The sequence below is a fragment of the Streptomyces sp. NPDC048192 genome (assembly GCF_043202415.1).
Lineage (GTDB): Bacteria > Actinomycetota > Actinomycetes > Streptomycetales > Streptomycetaceae > Streptomyces.
Genome location: NZ_JBIDAL010000016.1, coordinates 45,493 through 62,665, shown reverse-complemented (window position 1 = coordinate 62,665; position 17,173 = coordinate 45,493). Strand labels below are relative to the sequence as shown.

Below are 17,173 nucleotides of genomic sequence, written 5' to 3'. Positions count from 1 at the left end.
CCCGCTACCGCAACCGCCGCGCCACACCCGGCACCGCGCTGACCAGAACGGTCAGCGCCACCGCCACCACGACGCCCTCCCACGGCTCCCTGAACAAGGACCCGCCCAGCACCCCGATGACCTGGTACGTGGCCGCCCAGGCCAGGCACGCGGGCAGGTTCCCCCGCGAGAACCGCCTGAGCGGCCAGTCCGCCATGAGACAGGCCAGCATGACGGGTATCCGGCCGGCCGGCACCAGCCGGGACAGCACGAGCACCGCGATCCCGTGCTCGGCCAGCTTCTCCCGCGCCTGCGCGAGCCGTTCCTCCGGCGCCCGGGACCGTATCGCCTCCAGCCAGCGCGAGCCGTTCCGGGACCGCATGCCACGCCGCCCCAGCCAGTACAGCGCCGCGTCCCCCAGGAACGCGGCCGACGCCGCCGTCGCGAACACCAGGACCAGTGACAGCGGCGCCGTCTGATGGAACGCCACCACCGCCGCCGAACTCACCAGCGCGCCGGTCGGCACCACCGGCACCAGCGCGCCGATCAGCACCAGCAGGAACAGCGACGGATAGCCCACCGCCTGCTGCGTGGACCCGGCCGTCGCCGCTCTCGACGCCTCGGCGAGCCAGGTCACCGCGCGACCTCCAGCCGCACGCTCTCCCCGTGCCCCAGCTTGTGCACCGCCACCCCGGGCGCCGCCACCGCCGCCAGCCGCACGAACTCGTCGCCCGGCGCGTGGAACTCGTGCGGCCGCACCGCGTCCATCCCGATCGGCCAGTACGTCCCGTAGTGCACCGGCACCGCCGCCCGCGGCGCCAGCCGCGCCAGCGCCCGCGCCGCCCGTCCCGCGTCCAGATGCCCTGTGCCGAGATACGGTCCCCAGCCGCCCACCGGCAGCAACGCCACGTCCACCGGCCCGACCCGCTCCGCCATCGCGTCGAACAGCCCGGTGTCCCCGGCGAAGTACGTCCGCGCCTCGCCCTCCACCACGAAGCCGAGCGCGGGGGAGCGGTGCGGGCCCACCGGCAGCCGCCGCCCGTCGTGCAGCGCCGGCACCACCCGCACCAGCAGCTCGCCGATCCGCACCTCGTCCCCGGGCGCCACCTCCGTCACCCGCAGGTGCCGCAGCCGGCGCAAGCCGGGCACGGCCCGTGGTGCGCCCCGGGGCACGAGCAGGCGCGTGCCCGGGGCCAGCTCCGCGAGCGACGGCAGATGCAGATGGTCGGCGTGCAGATGCGAGACGAGCACCACGTCCGCCGCACGGGCCCCGTCCGGCGGCAGGGCGCCCCGGCGCCGCCGCAGATGCGCCAGCCGGCGCGCGAACAGGGGATCGGTCAGCACGCGTATGTTCCCGTCCCGCACCGTGCAGGTGGCGTGACCCCACCAGGTGATCTCCACCGGCACCCTCTTCGCCTCCTTCACGCGACTCCCCGAAGCCTACGGGCAGGAGTAGGGTCGGCGACGAAACCCGGAGGTGAGGGGGACGCCATGGGACAGACGAGGGGTACCTCCGACACGCCCGCGCCCGCATGCGCGAGGGTGCGGGTCATCGCCATCGCCAGCCTGGCCCCGCTGGAGGAACTGGAGGCCGACCCCTTCCTCGTCGACTCCCGCAGCCAGCACGCCATGTGCGCCCGCTGGGCCGCCGAGCGCGGTTACGTCATCGCCCGGGAACTCCTTGTCGGGGGGCTGCGCTTCGACCACGGCGCCCTGTGGGACGGCGTCCGGCCCGGCGTGGACGTCTTCGTCGCGCCCAGCATGCGCGTCCTGCGGCGCGCCCTGTCCTCGGTGGAGGCGTTCACCGCCGAGTGCGCGCGCCGCGGGGTGCGCGTGGAGACCGTCGGGCGGGCAGAGCCGTCGTACGACGCGCAGATGAAGGCCCGGGTGCACCGCCGGCTGTCCATGCCGACGGCCGGCTACGACGGCCGCTGACGCCCCGGCCGGACCGTCCGCCGGACGCTCACCCGGGTACGGCCCCGGGTGTGCCGTGTCCGGTATGACAAGGTGGACCCGGCCCGGTGGGCCGCGAAGCCCGAGAGGGCCCGTTCGCCGCAGGGGCGGGGACGGCCGGGACGTGAGGTGGACGAGGCGTGCGAGGGGTGCGGTGGCGCAGGGTCGCCGGTCAGCTGGGGCGGATCGTCGCCGTATGGGCGGTGTCCACCCTCACCATGCTGGCACTGGCCGCCGTCCTGCCCGACTTCCGGCTCCAGTCCGCCGACGGCGACAGCGCCACCCGGATCGCCGTCACCGCCGCGTGCGGCGCGGGCGCGTTCGGCGTGCTGTCGGCCGTGGTGTGGCCGCTGCTGGTCAGGCTCCTGCTGCTGGTCCCCGCCCTCGTGCTCGGCCTGCTGGTCTTCTTCCTCAACGGCTCCCTGCTGCTGCTCGCCCTGCGCATCAGTCCCTCCGGCCACGGCCAGGCCGCCCCGGAGACCGCCGTCATCGTGGCCGCGGTGATGTCCGCCGTGGCGTCGGCCACCGGCGCCGCCCTGGCCGTACGCGACGACGAGGCCTACCGGCGCCGGCTGCACCGCCTCGCCGCCCGCCGCCGCAGATCCGACCCGCCCTGCCCCACCACGCCCGGCCTGGTCCTCGTCCAACTCGACGGCGTCGGCCACGACGTGCTCCGGGACGCGGTCGGCAAGGGGCTGATGCCGACGGTCGCCCGCTGGCTGCCGGCCGACGACGGCATACGGTCCGCCGTCGACGGCATACGGCCGGCCGGCGACAGCCCGCCGCCGACCCACCGCCTCACCCCGTGGCGCACCGACTGGTCGAGCCAGACCGGTGCCAGCCAGCTCGGCATCCTGCACGGCAGCACCTTCGACGTGCCGGCGTTCCGCTGGTACGAGAAGGACCGCGGGGAGGTGATGGTGTGCAACCGGCCGACGAGCGCGGCCGAGTTGCAGCGCCGCGCCGTGCTGCGCACGGGCGGCGGCGGGCTGCTCACCGTGGACGGCGCCAGCCGCGGCAACCTCTTCAGCGGCGGCGCCGGCGAACAGGCCCTCGTGCTGTCCATCGCCACCCGCAGGCGGGGCCGGGAGAACCGGTCCCGCGCAGGCTACTTCGCCTACTTCTCCGACCCCGCCAACGCCGTACGGACCGCGCTGTCGTTCGTCGCCGAGGTGGCCCGCGAGATCGGCCAGTCCGTGCGCGCCCGGATCCGCGGACAGCGCCCCCGGGTGAGCCGCGGCGGCCTCTATCCGCTGGTCCGCGCCTTCGCCACCGTCGTCGAACGGGACGTCGTCGTCGCGGCGGTGATGGGCGACATGCTCGCCGGCCGCACCGCCGTCTACGCGGACCTCGTCGCCTACGACGAGGTCGCCCACCACTCGGGCCCCTACAGCCGGGACGCCGGGAAGGTGCTGCAGCGCCTCGACCGCTGCCTCGCCCTCCTGGAGCGGGTCGCCGAACACGCCCCCCGGCCGTACCGCATCGTCGTCCTGTCCGACCACGGGCAGAGCCCCGGCGAGACCTTCCGCTCCCGCTACGGCCTCACCCTCGCCGACCTGGTGCGGGCCGGCTGCGGCCTGCATGTCCCGCGCCGCGCCGAACGCACCCGCAGCGGCGCCGAGGCACGGGCCGCCGTCCGGGCCGCGCTGCGCCGGCCCGTGGAGGAGAAGGGCGAGCAGCAGCGCCCCGCCCGCGGCTCCGAGCCGATCGTGCTGGCCTCCGGCAACCTGGGCCTGGTCTCCTTCCCCGATGTGCCGCACCGCATGACCAAGGAGGAGATCGACGCCCGTCACCCCGCCCTGCTCACCACCCTCGCCAACCACCCCGGTATCGGCTTCGTGCTGGTGGCGAGCGAGGAGCACGACGGGGTGGTGCTGGGCCCCCACGGCACCGAGATCCCGCTCGCCGAACTCGACGACCGGCCCGGACCGCTGGCCCGCTTCGGGCCCGGCGCCGCCGCCGCCGTTCGCCGCACCCACTCCTTCCCGCACACCGCCGACATCATGGTGAACTCCGCCTTCGACCCCGCCGACGGCGAGGTCCTCGCCTTCGAGGAGCAGATCGGCTCGCACGGCGGTCTCGGCGGCGCCCAGTCGCGGCCGTTCCTGCTCTCGCCGCTGGAGCTGTCCGCACCGGCTGCCGGCGAGGAGGAACTCACCGGCGCCGAGCAGGTGCACCGGGTACTGCGCCGCTGGCTGGACGAACTGAACGGCCCCCAGGTGCCGCTGACCGACGACACGGAGGACGGCGGCACGGAGACCGACGGCACTGGGGCAGCCGCCCCAGTCTCCGCCTGCCCCGCCCCCGCCGACACCGGCCCCCGCGGCACGGAGGACGAGCGGGCCGCGTGAGAACCGGCCGCGCCCGCCCGGCCGGACGCCCACGACCCGGCGACCTGCCGCACCGGTGCCGGCGTCACCTCCCGTTCACCCCGCGTGGGCCCGTCTTCGAAGTACGACGAGCCCGGATGTGATCGGATAGGGGGCACGGAAAACCCCGTTACGGACCTCACGTCACGGGATCCCACGAGAAAGGAACCACCGTGGCCACCACGCGCACCGCGCACACCGTCTGGGAAGGCAACCTGCTCGAGGGCAACGGCGTCGTCACGTTCGACTCCTCCGGCATCGCGCAGCAGCCGGTCACGTGGGCCTCGCGCTCCCAGGACGCGAACGGCAAGACCAGCCCCGAGGAGCTGATCGCCGGCGCCCACTCCAGCTGCTTCTCCATGGCCCTCTCGCACGCCCTGGCCGGCGCCGGCACGCCGCCCACTCGCCTGGAGACCAAGGCCGACGTCACGTTCCAGCCGGGCGAGGGCATCACCGGCATCCACCTCACCGTGCGCGGCGAGGTGCCGGGCCTGGACGCGGACGGCTTCGCCGCCGCCGCCGAGGACGCCAAGAAGAACTGCCCGGTCAGCCAGGCCCTGTCCGGCACGGCCATCACGCTGACGGCCGAGCTGGCCTGACCCCCGCACGCCCCGGGATGCCGCGCCCCACACCGGGGCGCGGCATCACTGCTCCAGGGATGGAGCAACCCTTTGACCGGCGGCCCGGGGACTCCCGCCTCGGGCACTCTCGTCCTCGGGCACTCGTTGCATCGGCCGGTGAAGAAGGCACCGCCCCGGGACACTCTTTGCACAGCGGCCCGCGGCCTCCCCGCCTCGGGCCGCTCGCTGCACCCGCCGGTGCCCAGAAACACCGCCCCAGTAAGCGCGCCCCGAGCGGCGGCCGGGGAGTCTTGTCCTCGGGGCTCACATGAGGGCGGTGAGGTTTCTGATCGCCTCGTGCGCCCAGTCCTGTGCGCCCGCCTCCGCCCCCGCCACGGCGCCCGTGGCGATCGGGGCCAGGGCGCCCTTGAGGCCGTTCAGGGCCCGGCGCAGCCGACCGGGCTCGGGGGCGTCGGGGCCGGTGACCTCGGCGAGCACCTCCTCGGCCGCGGCATCGGCGTCCGCCCGGTCCTGCTCGGCGAGGCCCGCCCGCGGCAGCTCTTGCCGCAGGGCGTCCACGTACCGCGCGAGTTCCTCGAAACCGGGCACGGCGGCGATGTCGTGGCGCTGGTTCTGGGTGACCGTCTCGTTGTTCCAGGCCAACTGGCTGCCCGTGATCGGGCCGTTGAACACCGGCCCTCCGGAGGCGTCCTGCCGCTGGGGCTCCGTCATGTGCCGGCTCCGTCCTGTGTGGTCTGCCGCTGGATGACATGGCTGTTGCCGAAGGCGATCTGGGAGTGCTGAATGGCGCCGTTGAAGACCGGGGCGTTGTAGTTGTAGTGGTTGACGACGGTCGTCGGAGCGGGGGCCGGCTCGGGGGCCTGCTCCTCGACGCGCAGTGCGGAGTCGAGTGAGATCAGGGCGACCCGGCCGTTGTGCTGGACGGCCACGCCGCCCGGCGCTCCGGTCACGCCGCAGTCCACCAGCCGGCCGGCGCTCATGCCCTGCACCGACACGGCCACCTTCCCGCAGTCGCTGAACCGGGTCCCGGTGATGTCCAGGTACGCGGAGTCCATGGCGCCGAGGCCGGGTCCCCCGGGTCCGGTGACGACGAGGTTCCGCGCGGACAGCGTCGATCTGCCGATGGCGAGCAGCCCCATGCCCATCTGGGCGACCTGGCAGTCGTGCAGGTGCAACGTGGCCTCCTCGACGGCGGAGAAGCCCACGATGCCGCGCCGCGCGGTCACCTGGCGCACCGTGGCCCGCGACTGGCCGCCGCAGGCCACCGACCCCATGTGGCAGTCGTCGAACCGCCCGCCGGTCAGCTCGGCCGTGGTGGCGGTGTCGCCCAGCGTCTCCAGGGCCGCCGCGCAGCGTTCGACGCGTACGTCCTCGAAGACGCCCTTGGCCCCTTCCCGCACCCGCAGGGCGACATTGGTCAGGTCCCGGACGGTGATCCGCGAGAAGCGGCCCCGCGCCTGCTCGACGAGCGCGATCCCGACGTTGCCGCCGGCGATCCGGCAGCCGGTGACCGTCGGGGCGCCGCCCCGGGTCGCGAACACCGACACCGCGCCGGCGTCGAGGACCTCGCAGTCCTCGAACGTGCCACGCCCCCCGTCCGGCACGTTGATGCCGGTGTCCCGGCAGCCGGTGAACACACAGTCGCGGACCACCGGATCGCTGCCGGTCGTCACCGCGACCCCGTGCTCGGCGTCGCTCACCCGGCAGCCCCGCACCAGCCCCCGGGACTGCTCGATGAACAGCACCCCCTCGGCGTGCACGGCGCTGATCACGCAGTCGGCGACGGTGAGTTCGGCGCGGGTGTCCGCGCACACGGCCGCCCGGCCGGTGCCGGTCAGCTCGCTCCTCGTCAGCTCGGCCCAGGCGTCGCAGACCCGGACCCCGTGGATCCGGCTCCCCTCGATGCGGCTGTCGCGGACCGTGACCCGGCCGCCCTCGGTCACCGCGAGCGCGTTGTCGGCGGCGTCCGTGTGCCGGCACCGCTCCACCGTGCCCGTGCCGCCCGCGAACAGCACCCGGCCGTGGACGAAGTGACTGTCCGTCAGGACGGCGGTGGAGTCGCGCCGGGCGTGCAGGCACACCCCGCCGTGGGCCCGCACCTCCACCTGGTCCAGCACCAGGGCGCCGGCGTGCGCGTCGACGACGTCGGCGTCCCGTCCGATCAGCCGCAGTCCGCGCACCGTCACCGCCCCGGCGGCGTCCAGCACCGTGCCCCGGGGCGGATTCAGCACCACGGAACCGGGGGCGCCGCGCGCGACCAACTCGACCTCGCCGCGGACGATCAGGCACTCCGGATAGCTGCCCGGCTCGATCTCCACCCGCGCCGCGCCGGGTCGCTTCCCGGCGGCGCGCAGCGCGGACCCGATGTCGGGATGGGCGCCCCACCGCCCGCCCGGCGCGACCACGTACCGCCTCACCATGTCCGCATTCCCCCGCCGTGCTCACCGGTGGCACCGTCCGTTCGCGCCGACCGATGCTACCGGAGCCCCGGCGGCCCCGCCGGGACGCGCGGGCGGACGACGTACGGGGCTCAGCGCTTGACCGCCACGCCCGCGTAGACCGGCACGATCCCCTCCGCCTGGGCCGCCACGTCCACGGGCTCCGGGCGCCAGCCGTACACCGGGATGACGCCGGGGCCCAGCAGGTCGAGGCCGGTGAAGAAGCGGGAGAACTCCGGGAGCGTACGGGGGTGGAAGGGCGTGCCGCTGCGGCGGAACAGCTCGGCTGCCCGGGCCACACCCTCGGGGCTCAGGTCCTGCGTGACCTGGGACAGGATCAGGTAGCTGCCGGGGGCGAGCGCGTCGACGTACCGCTGGACCAGCCCGTACACGTCGTCCTCCTGTTCACCCAGGTAGTGGGTCAGCGCCACCAGGGACAGCGCGACGGGCCGGGCGAAGTCGAGGGTCTCACCGGCGAGCCGCAGGATGGTGCCGGGGTCGCGGACGTCGGCGTGCACGTAGTCCGTGCTGCCCTCGTCGGTGCCGCGCAGCAGCGCCTCGGCGTGCCGCAGCACGATCGGGTCGTTGTCGGCGTACACCACCCTGGACTCCGCGGCGACGCCCTGCGCGACCTGGTGCAGGTTGGGCTCGGTCGGGATACCGGTGCCGATGTCCAGGAACTGCCGTACCCCGGCCTCGGCCGCCGTGCGCACGGCCCGGTGCATGAACCGCCGGTTGGCGCGCGCCCCGCGCACCACGGTGTCGTCCACGGCGAGGATCCGGCGCGCCAGTTCCTCGTCCACCGGGTAGTTGTCCTTGCCGCCCAGCCACCAGTCGTACACCCGGGCGGGGTGCGGACGGCTGGTGTCGATCGGCGCGGGCGTGGCATCGCGAGCGGTCATACGGCTGTTCCCCCTGAGGTCGCTGTCACAAGGCCGTGCTGTCACAAGGTCTTCCGGAACTCCCGCAGCAGGGTGAGCGTGCGCTGGGTCGAGGCGGCGCGGGCCGTCATGTGGTCCAGCACCTCCAGATGCGCGGCCACCTCACGGCGCGAGTCCAGATACAGGGCGCCGGTCAGATACTCGGTGAACACCATGTCCGGCAGCTCCGGCTCGGCGAACCGGAAGAGCGTGAAGGGCGCGTACGTCCCCGGATGCGGCCCGGCCGCGAACTCCGCGATCTGCAGCGTGACCCGGTCCCGCCCGGCGTACTCCAGCAGCCGGTCCACCTGTGCGCGCATCACGCCGGAGCGCATGCTCACCGGGCGCCTGAGCACCGTCTCGTCCATGATCACCCACAGGTGGGGCGGGTCGTCCCGGTCCAGCAGCCGCTGCCGCTCCATGCGCAGCGACACATGCCGCTCCACCGACTCCGGCGAGGCCTGCCCGACGGTCCCCGCCTCCAGGACCGCGCGCGCGTAGTCCTCCGTCTGCAGCAGACCGGGGACGAAGTGCGGCTCGTAGGAGCGGATGATCCGGGCGGCGCCCTCCAGGCTCACATAGAGGCTGAACCAGTCGGGGAGCACGTCGTGGAACCGCTGCCACCAGCCCGGCTGGTTGGCCTCCTCGGCCAGCCGCACGAACGCGGCGGCATCCTCCTCGGGCACCCCGTAGGTGTCCAGCAGCACCTGCACGTAGGGGATCTTCAGCGCGACCTCGGCCATCTCCATCCGCCGTACGGTCGCCGACGCCACCCTGAGCACCTGGGCGGCCTCCTCCCTGCTGAGGTTGGCCGCCTCACGCAGTTCCTGCAGCCGTTTCCCGAGCACCACCTGGCCCACCGTGGGCGCAGCCCGCCGCTCACTCACGCCACGCCCTCCCCACGCGCCGGATCACCCCGGCAGTCTGCCATGCGATCCTGTTTCGCACACCGGTCCGAAACGATCCGGCCAGTCGGCGGGCCGAGGCCCGGGCGGTGGCCGGCGCACGCCCGGACGGAGTCGTCAACCGGCCAGTGTCTGAAGGTACTTGGCGGTGGCGGGGTCGGCGGGCAGGAACGTCTCGATGGCGAGTTCGGCGACCGTGACGTCCATCGGGGTGTTGAAGGTGGAGATCGACGACACGAACGACAGCACGCGGCCGTCGTGCTCGATGCGCAGCGGCAGCGCGAAGTACGGCACGGGCTCGGCCGGTTCGCCGCCCGGGGCGTCCTCGGGCACCGGGTAGGCGGCCACCTCCTCGTACAGGGCGCGCAGCCGGTCCGAGCGCTGCAACGCGATCTGCCGCTCCATCTGCGCCAGCAGATGCCCCCGCCACTCGCGCAGATTGCGGATGCGCGGCGCGAGGCCCCGCGGATGCAGGGTCAGCCGCATCGCGTTGGGCGGCGACAGCAGGGTCTCCGGCACGCCGTCCAGCAGCATCGCGATGCCCCGGTTCGCGGCGACGACCGTGTAGCCGGCGTCGACCACCAGCGCCGGATAGGGCTCGTAGCCCTGGATGAGGCGTTCCATGCCGTCGCGCAACGCGTCCAGCGCCGGGTCGTCCAGCGGAGTCTCCGGATAGCGCGGGGCGTAACCGGCCGCCAGCAGCAGCGAGTTGCGCTCACGCACGGGGACGTCCAGATGCTCGGCGAGCCGCAGCACCATCTCCTCGCTGGGCCGGGACCGGCCGGTCTCGATGAAACTGATGTGCCGGGCCGAGGAGTCGGCGCGCAGCGCCAGTTCCAGTTGGGAGACCCGGCGCCGCTCCCGCCAGGCGCGCAGCAGCGGGCCGACGCCCTTGTCGGACGGGGCGGGGCAGGAGGCGGCTGTGCCGGTCGCGACAATGGTCATGAAGACGACCGTAGTCGAGGAGTGCATGCATGTACGGGCCGTGGGACAGGGACGGCGCGGCGCAGTACCGCGCACGGGTGCGCGGCTGCCTGCTGGGCGGGGCGATCGGCGACGCGCTCGGGTATCCCGTCGAGTTCGACGGCATCGACCGCATCCGCGCCGCCCACGGCCCCCACGGGGTGACCGACCTGGTCCCCGGCCCGAACGGCGAGGCGGGCCTGATCAGTGACGACACGCAGATGACGCTCTTCACGGCCGAGGCCCTCGTCGAGGCCCACGCCTTCGAAAGGAAGGGCGAACGTCACGACCGCAGGAGATGGGGTGACATCTCCGACCGCTGGCCCGAGATGACGCTCCAGGCCTACCAGCGCTGGCTGCACACCCAGTCCCAGCCGGGCCCGGAAGCCGCGCCCCTGCCGCCCGGCCCCGAGGGCGGCCTGGTCACCGAGCCGTGGCTCTACGCCCGCCGCGCCCCCGGCAACGCCTGCCTGTCCGGCGTCGCCCAGGGGCACGCGCCCGGTCGGTGGCTGCCCCTCGAGGGCCGGCCGGGCGAGGTCAACCCGGACTCCAAGGGCTGCGGCGCGGTGATGCGTTCGGCCCCCTTCGGCCTCATCGCCGAGTACGACCACGTCGCCTTCCAGATGGCGGCCCGCGCCGCCCAGATCACCCACGGCCACCCCACCGGCTACTACGCGGCCGGCACCCTGGCCGCGATCGTCGCCAACCTCGTCGCCGGGGACTCCATGGAGGGCGCGGTCCTGCGCGCCATGCGCGTGCTCTGCCGATACCCGGGCCACGAGGAGACGACCGCGGCCCTGGAGCGCGCCGTCACCGAGGCCGGGGACGTCTCGGTGGCGCCGCCGGAGCGCGTCGAGAAACTCGGCGCGGGCTGGGTGGCCGAGGAGGCCCTGGCCATCGCCGTGTTCTGCGCGCTGTACCCGGGCCGCCCCGAGACCAAGCTGCTGCGGGCCGTCAACCACTCCGGGGACAGCGACTCCACCGGCGCCATCTGCGGAAACCTCATCGGCGCGCAGTACGGCGACCACGCCCTGCCGCACGAGTGGGTCCAGCGCGTCGAGGGCCGGCCCAGGATCGCCGTGCTCGCCGACGACCTCGGCGCGGTGCGGGTCCGCGGGTGGCTCTTCGGTCCGGCGTGAGTCGCCCGGAGCCGTCCCGGCAGGGCTGTGGCACGCTGGGAGTCCGTGCCGTACGACCGGGAAGGAGCGCGGCCATGGCCGTCGAACCGCTGTCGCAGAAGGAGATCGAGGACCGGCTCGCCGAGCTGCCCGGCTGGTCGGTCGACGACGCCGGCCGGCTCGCCCGCTCCTACCGCCTCGGCTCGCACGTCGCCGCCGCCGCGCTGGTCATGCACATCGCCGCCGTCCAGGACGAGCTGGACCACCACTCCGACCTCGCCCTCGGCTACAACACCGTCTCCCTCACCGTGCACACGCACAGCGCCGGGGGCGCCCTCACCGAGAAGGATTTCGCGCTCGCCCGCAGGGTGGAGGACATCGCCCCAGGTCACGGCGCACACTGAGGGGCGTGCTCGACTACGACAAGGAAGCCGGCGCCTACGACGCGTCCCGGGGCGGCGAGGCCCGCGCCGCGGCGGCCGCACAGGCCGTCCTGGACCTGATACCCGACACCCCGGGCCGTCTCCTCGACGTCGCCTGCGGCACTGGCATCGTCACCCGCCGCCTGGCCGCCGGCCGCCCCGCGCTGCGGGTCACGGGCGCCGACCTCGCCGCCGCCATGGTCCGCAGGGCGGGCGCGCGGCTGCCGGGCGCGGTCGTACGGGCCGACAGCCGCCGTCTGCCGTTCCCCACCGGCACCTTCCACGCGGTCACCAGCGTCTGGCTGCTGCACCTTCTGGACCCGGAGGACGTCGCCGCGGTCGTCGCCGAGTGCGCCCGGGTGCTGCGGCCCGGCGGCGTCTACGTCACCACCGTCGACAAGGCCGCGTCCCACGACGTCGGCAGCGACATCGACGCCGTCCTCGCCTCCCGTCCGCGCCGGCCCGCCCGGGACGACACCGCCGCCGTCACCGCGCACGCCGTCCGGCACGGGCTCCGGGCCGCCGGGCAGGCCTCGTTCCGGGGCGTCGGCCAGGGCCGCAGTCCCCGCACCACCATCGCCGACCTGCGCCGCGGCTGGTTCACCCAGCTGCCGCCGGGCGAGCCGCGCACCGAGGAGTTCGCCGCGCGCCTGTCCCGTCTGCCCGACCAGGACCGCCCCCGCCCGGACCCGGTGTTCGCGCTGCGCGCGTTCCGCAAGCCGGTCGGACCGGTCACGGAACACGAGCCGTACCGGCCGTAGGCGGGCCGGTGCACGACGACCGGGCGGCCCCCCTGTGCGGGAGGCCGCCCGGCGCGGTACACGGAGCCCTGCGGGGCTGGGCTATTCGAGAAGCTCCGCGTACGAACCCATGGCCAGGGCGATGTCCGCCTGGGCCCAGAACCGGTGGTACGTGAAGACGGGCGCGGCGCCGCCCTTGAGGTAGGACTCGATCTTCGACCACGCCGGGTCGTTCTTGTAGAAGGAGCGGATCGAGCTGAACGTGGCCGAGGAGTCGATCTTGTCGCCGTTCGGCATCGTGCCGCTCCAGCCGCTCGGCACGTACACGCTGTCACCGAACCGGCTGTAGTCGCTGCGGGTCTCGGGGACGGCGATGCCCAGGCTGTCCTGGTAGTTGTTCCACATGCCGTCCAGCAGCGCCTTCGCGGTCGACTTGGCCGTCGCGTCACCGGACTTGGCGCCGTAGTACGTCAGCGTCTTGGCGTACGCGGCCGCCACACCGACGTCGTTGGTGTAGTCGGCGACGGTGACATGGAGTCCGCTGTTGGAACCGGGGCTCGACGGGTTCCAGGTGTCGGGCTGCCCCGACCACTGGAGGGTGGAGGGGATCCGGTAGGTGCCGTCCGGGTTGATCGTGGTCTTGGACAGCGCCCACTTCACCCACTTGTCCAGGACCGCCTTGGCCGTGGCGTTGCCGGTCTGCTGGTAGTACTCGGCGACCCGTTCCATGGACCAGGCCTGGAAGCCGAACCACTGGTTGGACGGCGGGTCGTGGTAGACCGGCGCCTCGTCGTAGTACATGCCGTAGAAGGTCGGCGTGCCGGCCGGCGGGGTGGCGTACCGGCCCTGCCAGCTGTTGGTCGCGCCGCCCGCGATCGCGCCCTCGGACGACTGCAGCCACTGGTAGAACTCCAGCTGCCGCTGCAGCGACTTGCCCCAGTCCGAGGCGCCGGTCGCCGACTTGGGCTCCAGGTCCGGGTAGCTGCTCAGCGCGTACGCGGCCAGCGGGTTCTGGTAGCCGCCGTGGACATGGCTGGAGCCGATCCGCCAGGCCCAGCCCGCGGAGGTGTCGGTGGCGCCGCCCCAGGCGTAGTACCAGGACAGCAGGTAGTGCGAGGCGTCCTTGCCGGTGCCGGCCGGGCAGGACGAGGGACCCACGCAGTTGCCGATCTTCTTGAAGTACTTGTCGTACATCGCGTACCGCAGGTAGTCGCCCATCTTCGCGGCCTTGGCGACGGTCGCGGAGACATCGCCGCCCTTGCCCTGCTGCTTGGCCCACACGTCCGCCCAGTACGCCGCCTGCACCGCGCGGGCGTCCGCGTCCGGGGCGTCGGTGTACTTCCACTGCTTGGCGTAGGAGCTGTCGCCGGTGAACAGGTCCAGGTAACCGTTCCTGCCGCCGTACTTGAAGGCGTCGCAGGTCGGCTGCGGGACGGTCTCCCACACCGATTCCTGCGGGCCGCGCTGGAAGGTGTTCAGGTACGACGGAACGCTCGCCGTCGGGCCGCCCTCGCAGGTGCCGCCCGGCGTGTCGCCGTAGCCGTAGACGTTGTCGACGTCCTCGATCCAGTGCATGCCGTAGACGTCGTCCGTGCCGTACGCGCTCTTCAGCTCACCGGCGATCGGGTCCGTCCCCACGGGCACCGAGGTGTCCAGCTTCGCCGGGTACTGGTCCGGGGTGTCCTCCTCGGGCGCGTAGGTCGCCGGCTTGGAGGCGTTGTAGAAGGAGTTCGTCGGCTGGTCGGCGTGGGTGGGGATCATGTACTTCTCCATCAGGGCCCACGCGCCGTTGAACTTCGACCAGTCGCCGGTGACCTTGCCGTACATCGCCTGCAGCCACAGCAGGTAGCTGTAGGCCTCCGAGGTCGTCTCGTGGCCGTAGTCCGGGGCCTCCACGATCAGCGTCTCCACCGAGTGGTACGGGATGCCCTGCGGGGAGAAGTAGCCGTTCGCCGGGTTGGTGATCTTCCCGTACAGGTCCAGGAAGCGGGCGTCGTACGCCTTCGAGGCGGCCAGTTCCGTGACCGTGACCGCGGCCTTGGTGTAACCGGTGGCCGAGGCGGTGAAGGTCGCGCTGCCGGTGCCGGAGGAGTCCGCCGTGACGGTCACCGACTGCGCGGTGTCCCAGTTCGACGGCGTGAAGGTGAGCGAGGAGCCGCCCGTGACGGACAGTCCGGAGTTGCCGTCCGTGCGGGCCACGCCCACCGTGACGTTCGCGCTCGGCTGCTTGGACAGCTTCACCGAGAACGTGCCCGACTTGCCCTGCTGGACGCCGAGTTGGGTGGGCGACGCCACCACCGCCGGACCGGACGCGACCGTGATGCCCACCGGCGTGGACTCCGCGGAGGCGCCCAGGCTGTCGTACGCCTTCGCCACCAGCGAATGACTGCCCACGGTCAAATCAGAGACGGAAAGCGTGTACGGCGCGCTCGTGTCCGTCCCCAGCAGCGTGGTGTCGTCGTAGAACTCCACCTTGCTGATCGTCGCGCTGTCGGCGGCCGCGGCCGTGGCCGCGAGCTGCACCGCGTCCCCCTGGCTGTAGACGGCGCCCGCGCTCGGGCTGGTCAGCACCGTCACCGGAGGCTGGTGCGCGCCGGCGCAGACCGTGCCGTTGACGGTGAAGGAGGTGGGTGCGGTGTTGGTGCCGCTGTAGCTGAACTGCGCGCCGGTGGAGACGGCGGCCCCGGCGGCGATGGTGCCGTTGTACGAGGCGTTCTTCACGGTGATCGTCTTGCCCGACTGGGACCAGCTGCCGTTCCAGCCGTTGGACAGCGTCTGGTTGCCGGTGTAGGCGTAACTCAGCGTCCAGCCGTCGATGGCGGCTGTGCCGCGGTTGGTGAGGGTCAGGTCGGCGGTGAAGCCGCTGCCCCAGTCGTTGGTCTTGTAGTCGACGCTGCACTGGACGGACGCCGCGTGCGCGGTCGTCGCACCGGTGGCGAGCATCGACAGGGGCAGGGCCAGCGCGGCCGCGACGGCGGTCCACCACCGCCGTACGGCTCTGCGTCTGCGTCCGGGATCCATGGGCTGGTTCCTCCTCGGTGGGGGTGCTGCTCGGGAGGGAGTCCTCGGGAGAGGTCAAGGCTTGAACCAGTGGGAGCGCTCCCATAGTGGGGACGACCCTGTGAGCGGTCAAGGTGCTTGAAGAGTCGAAAAGATTCGACCTGGGCGGTTGCGGAAAAGTCGGTAACTCCCCTGTGCAAGACGGCTACTTGGCGCTACCTTCCTTCGCACCAGTGGGAGCGGTTCCAGTCAGTCGACGCGCCTGTCACGGCGCGCCCAACTGCAAGGAGTCGCTCATGCGACACCCCCCGCGTTCAGTACTTTTAGCCGCCGCCGGTGCGGTCGCGCTCGTCGGGAGCGCGGTCGTACCGGTCGTGTCGGCGCAGGGAGCCACCCCCGCGTGCACGGTGCAGTACGCCGTCACCAACCAGTGGGCCGGCGGCTTCCAGGGCTCGGTCACCCTCACCAACAACCGGGCCGCGCTGGGCAACTGGTCGCTCACCTTCGACTTCGCCGACGGCCAGAAGGTGACCCAGGGCTGGAACGCGAAGTGGTCCCAGTCCGGCACCACGGTGACCGCAGGGAACGAGAGCTACAACGCCTCCCTCGGCACCGGCGCGAGCGTCACCGCCGGCTTCCTCGGCTCCTGGTCGGGGTCGAACGCGGCGCCGACCGTGTTCAAGCTCAACGGCACCACCTGCAACACCGACACCGAGCCGACCCCGCCGCCCACCACACCACCCCCCTCGGGCGGCACCGGCGCACCCGCGCTGCACGTCTCCGGCAACAAGCTCGTGGACGCCGGCGGCACCGCGCACCGCCTGCTCGGCGTCAACCGCTCCGGCGGCGAGTTCATGTGCGTCCAGGGCTACGGCATCTGGGACGGCCCGGTCGACGACACGGCGATCGCAGCGATCGCCGACTGGAAGGCCAACGCCGTGCGCATCCCCCTCAACGAGGAGTGCTGGCTGGGACTTTCCGACATCAAGCCCGAGTACGGCGGCGCCAACTACATCAACGCCGTCAAGGACCTGGTGGCCCGCGTCGAGGCGCACGGCATGACCCCGATCCTCGACCTGCACTGGACCTACGGGCAGTACACCGGCAACTCGGCCGGCTGCTCCGACGTCCACGCCACCTGCCAGAAGCCGATGCCCGACATGCAGTACAGCCCGTCCTTCTGGGCGTCGGTGGCCGGCACCTTCAAGGACGACCCGGCCGCGGTCTTCGACCTGTTCAACGAGCCCTATCCGGACCGGGCGACCTCCAGCGCGACCGACGCCTGGAAGTGCTGGCGGGACGGCGGGACCTGCCCCGGGATCTCCTACGAGGTCGCCGGCATGCAGGACCTCGTGGACGCCGTCCGCGGCGCCGGCGCCAAGAACGTCGTCATGGCGGGCGGCCTGGCGTACTCCAACGACCTCGGCCAGTGGAACGCGTACAAGCCGTCCGACCCCACGGGGAACCTGGCCGCCGCCTACCACGCGTACAACTTCAACTCCTGCGCGAGTGAGAGCTGCTGGAACTCCACGCTCGCCCCGGTCGCGGCCCAGGCGCCGCTGGTCGCCGGGGAGATCGGCGAGAACACCTGCGCGCACGCCTTCACCGACCAGGTCATGAAGTGGTTCGACGACCACGGCCTGTCCTACCTGGGCTGGACCTGGAACACCTGGGACTGCTCCTCCGGGCCGTCCCTGATCTCCGCCTACGACGGCACACCCACCGCCTACGGCGCCGGGCTGCGCGACCACCTGCGCGCCCTCAATCCCTGATCCGAAAACCCCT

Annotated in this window: 15 protein-coding genes; 7 read left to right on the top strand and 8 right to left on the bottom strand. The window is 73.0% G+C overall.

What is annotated here, in order from left to right; translation table 11 throughout:
- Positions 1–4 precede the first annotated feature (4 nt).
- Together ACGFZN_RS30415 and ACGFZN_RS30410 are read right to left on the bottom strand one after the other, a co-directional pair.
- Positions 5–616, bottom strand: a complete 612-nt coding sequence (locus ACGFZN_RS30415; protein WP_393861661.1) for a DedA family protein — start codon at positions 614–616, stop codon at positions 5–7.
- A complete protein-coding gene (locus tag ACGFZN_RS30410) occupies positions 613–1,386 on the bottom strand; it encodes an MBL fold metallo-hydrolase (protein WP_393861776.1) in 774 nt (257 codons plus the stop codon). Before ACGFZN_RS30410 ends, ACGFZN_RS30415 begins: the two co-directional genes overlap by 4 nt.
- A gap of 84 nt (positions 1,387–1,470) precedes the next feature.
- Here ACGFZN_RS30410 and ACGFZN_RS30405 point away from each other — a divergent pair, with 84 nt between their 5' ends.
- From ACGFZN_RS30405 to ACGFZN_RS30395, 3 genes are all read left to right on the top strand, one after another.
- The gene (locus ACGFZN_RS30405) at positions 1,471–1,914 is read left to right on the top strand and encodes a hypothetical protein (protein WP_393861660.1); all 444 of its coding nucleotides are present in this window, start codon (positions 1,471–1,473) and stop codon (positions 1,912–1,914) included.
- Between the two features lie 158 nt (positions 1,915–2,072).
- Complete coding sequence (locus tag ACGFZN_RS30400) at positions 2,073–4,283, top strand: phage holin family protein (protein WP_393861659.1); 2,211 nt, start codon at positions 2,073–2,075, stop codon at positions 4,281–4,283.
- A 191-nt stretch (positions 4,284–4,474) separates the two neighbouring features.
- Positions 4,475–4,900: an OsmC family protein gene (locus tag ACGFZN_RS30395; RefSeq protein ID WP_393861658.1), complete on the top strand. Its 426-nt coding sequence runs from the start codon at positions 4,475–4,477 to the stop codon at positions 4,898–4,900.
- A gap of 285 nt (positions 4,901–5,185) precedes the next feature.
- Here the strand turns inward: ACGFZN_RS30395 and ACGFZN_RS30390 are convergent, their stop codons facing one another.
- The 5 genes from ACGFZN_RS30390 to ACGFZN_RS30370 form a co-directional block, all read right to left on the bottom strand.
- Positions 5,186–5,593 (bottom strand): hypothetical protein, encoded by a 408-nt coding sequence (locus ACGFZN_RS30390; protein WP_393861657.1) that lies wholly within the window; start codon positions 5,591–5,593, stop codon positions 5,186–5,188.
- A complete protein-coding gene (locus tag ACGFZN_RS30385; protein WP_393861656.1) occupies positions 5,590–7,302 on the bottom strand; it encodes a right-handed parallel beta-helix repeat-containing protein in 1,713 nt (570 codons plus the stop codon). Before ACGFZN_RS30385 ends, ACGFZN_RS30390 begins: the two co-directional genes overlap by 4 nt.
- Before the next feature lie 110 nt (positions 7,303–7,412).
- Positions 7,413–8,222, bottom strand: coding sequence for an SAM-dependent methyltransferase (locus tag ACGFZN_RS30380; protein ID WP_393861655.1), 810 nt, complete (start codon positions 8,220–8,222; stop codon positions 7,413–7,415).
- A 41-nt stretch (positions 8,223–8,263) separates the two neighbouring features.
- The gene (locus ACGFZN_RS30375) at positions 8,264–9,127 is read right to left on the bottom strand and encodes a helix-turn-helix domain-containing protein (RefSeq protein ID WP_393861654.1); all 864 of its coding nucleotides are present in this window, start codon (positions 9,125–9,127) and stop codon (positions 8,264–8,266) included.
- Positions 9,128–9,262: 135 nt separating this feature from the next.
- The gene (locus ACGFZN_RS30370) at positions 9,263–10,090 is read right to left on the bottom strand and encodes a helix-turn-helix domain-containing protein (RefSeq protein ID WP_393861653.1); all 828 of its coding nucleotides are present in this window, start codon (positions 10,088–10,090) and stop codon (positions 9,263–9,265) included.
- Positions 10,091–10,119: 29 nt separating this feature from the next.
- Here ACGFZN_RS30370 and ACGFZN_RS30365 point away from each other — a divergent pair, with 29 nt between their 5' ends.
- The 3 genes from ACGFZN_RS30365 to ACGFZN_RS30355 all read left to right on the top strand — a co-directional run bounded on the left by ACGFZN_RS30365 (position 10,120) and on the right by ACGFZN_RS30355 (position 12,409).
- The gene (locus ACGFZN_RS30365) at positions 10,120–11,247 is read left to right on the top strand and encodes an ADP-ribosylglycohydrolase family protein (RefSeq protein WP_393861652.1); all 1,128 of its coding nucleotides are present in this window, start codon (positions 10,120–10,122) and stop codon (positions 11,245–11,247) included.
- A gap of 74 nt (positions 11,248–11,321) precedes the next feature.
- A complete protein-coding gene (locus ACGFZN_RS30360) occupies positions 11,322–11,630 on the top strand; it encodes a 4a-hydroxytetrahydrobiopterin dehydratase (RefSeq protein ID WP_330336908.1) in 309 nt (102 codons plus the stop codon).
- 5 nt (positions 11,631–11,635) lie between these two features.
- Positions 11,636–12,409, top strand: coding sequence for a class I SAM-dependent methyltransferase (locus tag ACGFZN_RS30355; protein ID WP_393861651.1), 774 nt, complete (start codon positions 11,636–11,638; stop codon positions 12,407–12,409).
- Positions 12,410–12,490: 81 nt separating this feature from the next.
- Here the strand turns inward: ACGFZN_RS30355 and ACGFZN_RS30350 are convergent, their stop codons facing one another.
- Positions 12,491–15,409 (bottom strand): glycoside hydrolase family 48 protein, encoded by a 2,919-nt coding sequence (locus tag ACGFZN_RS30350; protein WP_393861650.1) that lies wholly within the window; start codon positions 15,407–15,409, stop codon positions 12,491–12,493.
- Positions 15,410–15,684: 275 nt separating this feature from the next.
- Between ACGFZN_RS30350 and ACGFZN_RS30345 the strand changes: the two genes are divergently transcribed.
- Complete coding sequence (locus ACGFZN_RS30345; RefSeq protein ID WP_393861649.1) at positions 15,685–17,160, top strand: cellulase family glycosylhydrolase; 1,476 nt, start codon at positions 15,685–15,687, stop codon at positions 17,158–17,160.
- The last annotated feature ends 13 nt before the right edge of the window (positions 17,161–17,173 follow it).

Excerpts from the sequence above, each read along its gene's own strand:
- ACGFZN_RS30405 (WP_393861660.1), top strand. The coding sequence starts at position 1,471 with ATGGGACAGACGAGGGGTACCTCCGACACGCCCGCGCCCGCATGCGCG.
- ACGFZN_RS30390 (WP_393861657.1), bottom strand. The coding sequence starts at position 5,593 with ATGACGGAGCCCCAGCGGCAGGACGCCTCCGGAGGGCCGGTGTTCAAC.
- ACGFZN_RS30385 (WP_393861656.1), bottom strand. The coding sequence starts at position 7,302 with ATGGTGAGGCGGTACGTGGTCGCGCCGGGCGGGCGGTGGGGCGCCCAT.
- ACGFZN_RS30380 (WP_393861655.1), bottom strand. The coding sequence starts at position 8,222 with ATGACCGCTCGCGATGCCACGCCCGCGCCGATCGACACCAGCCGTCCG.
- ACGFZN_RS30370 (WP_393861653.1), bottom strand. The coding sequence starts at position 10,090 with ATGACCATTGTCGCGACCGGCACAGCCGCCTCCTGCCCCGCCCCGTCC.
- ACGFZN_RS30365 (WP_393861652.1), top strand. The coding sequence starts at position 10,120 with ATGTACGGGCCGTGGGACAGGGACGGCGCGGCGCAGTACCGCGCACGG.
- ACGFZN_RS30360 (WP_330336908.1), top strand. The coding sequence starts at position 11,322 with ATGGCCGTCGAACCGCTGTCGCAGAAGGAGATCGAGGACCGGCTCGCC.
- ACGFZN_RS30350 (WP_393861650.1), bottom strand. The coding sequence starts at position 15,409 with ATGGATCCCGGACGCAGACGCAGAGCCGTACGGCGGTGGTGGACCGCC.
- ACGFZN_RS30345 (WP_393861649.1), top strand. The coding sequence starts at position 15,685 with ATGCGACACCCCCCGCGTTCAGTACTTTTAGCCGCCGCCGGTGCGGTC.